This is a genomic window from Variovorax sp. P4_D9 (assembly GCF_056401695.1).
Genome location: NZ_JBFUIU010001427.1, coordinates 1 through 1,407, shown reverse-complemented (window position 1 = coordinate 1,407; position 1,407 = coordinate 1). Strand labels below are relative to the sequence as shown.

The window sequence follows — 1,407 nt, the reverse complement described above, 5'->3', positions numbered from 1 at the left end:
CTCGAGCAAGCCGGGCTGGCCGAGCCCGATCCGGAAGACGAAGCGCCCTCCCCGCGTTCGCGCAGGAAGGACATTCGATAGCGCAATGCGGACCTCGCGCCCGGGCTGGGCGATTCAGCCGGTAGCCACCGCCCATGCGCGAAGCATGCCAGCGGCCTGGCGTTGTGCCACCGCCGCCGCGCCCAGGGTCGCTCGCATGCCGATGAACGTGTGCAGCATGCCGAGATAGCGAACGCACGTGGCATCGACCCCGGCCTCCGCCAACTTGGCACCGTACGCCTCGCCATCGTCGCGGACCGCATCGCATTCGGCGGTGATGATCAGCGCCGGCGGAAGTCCTGCATGGCTTTCCGCGAGGAGCGGCGACAGACGCCAATCGCTCGGCGAAACGCCGTGGTCCAGCGCATAGGTCCTGAATGCGTATTTCACGTCAGCGGTGCGCTGCAGGAATCCTTCGGCGTAGGTCTCCAGTGACGGCGCCATCAATCGTGCGTCGGTTGCCGGATACACGAGAGCCTGCCCTCGAATGCTGGGACCGCGCTGCTCCCGCGCCATGAGGCAGACGGCCGCGGCAAGGTTTCCGCCTGCGGATTCGCCGAAGACCGCCAGACGGTCCGTGGGCAATCCGTGCTCCGAGCCGTGCTCGGCGACCCAGCGAACCGCCGCCCATGCGTCCTCGAAGGCCGCGGGAAACGGGTGCTCGGGCGCGAGGCGGTAGTCGACGTTCACCACGACGAGTCCCGACTCCACCGCCAGATGGCGGCATGTCGCGTCGAAGCTGTCGCGGCTTCCCATGAGCCATCCGCCGCCGTGAAAGGCAACGACGACACCAGGCGCGGACCCGGGGTCGTACACACGGGCGGGAATGCTCCCGCCCGGGCCTGGGATCGTCAGCTCGAGCAGCCTCGAAACCGCCGGCCCCGGAGGCCGGCTGGCGGTCCGCGCTTCGGTCCCCGCGCGAGCTTTCGCGGGCTCGACCTGCGACATGCTCGACTGACCCGCTGCCGCCTTCGCGAGTTCGCGAAGCGCCGGGTGGATCTCGGTTGAATTCGCTGCCATCGCGACTCAGGATTTCTTCGACGCCCCGAAGACCTTCGGGAACGGCGTGAGATGGGTCGAGCCTCCGTCGACCACGACGACCTGGCCGGTCATGTGGGCGCTGAGATTCGATGCGAGGAAGAGCAGCGGACCTGCAATCTCGGCCGGCATCGCCGCGCGGCCGATCGGGATCGATTCGCCTACCGCACGCCATGCCTCGTCGCCGAGCATCTGGTTCAGGCGAGGTGTTCTCACGAATCCAGGCGACACCGCATTCACGCGAACGCCCCTCGGCGCGTATTCGGCGCCTGCACCGCGCACGAAGTGGTGGAGGGCTGCCTTCGAACTGGCATACGCGGTTTCGCGCGG

At 68.2% G+C, this 1,407-nt stretch carries 2 protein-coding genes; both read right to left on the bottom strand.

Going from position 1 to position 1,407, the window contains the following annotated elements:
- Window positions 1-114: 114 nt before the first annotated feature.
- Complete coding sequence (locus AC1DY5_RS55655) at window positions 115-987, bottom strand: alpha/beta hydrolase (RefSeq protein ID WP_478122710.1); 873 nt, start codon at window positions 985-987, stop codon at window positions 115-117.
- Window positions 988-1,065: 78 nt separating this feature from the next.
- A partial coding sequence (locus AC1DY5_RS55650; protein WP_478122709.1) for an SDR family NAD(P)-dependent oxidoreductase occupies window positions 1,066-1,407 on the bottom strand: 342 nt, incomplete at its 5' end.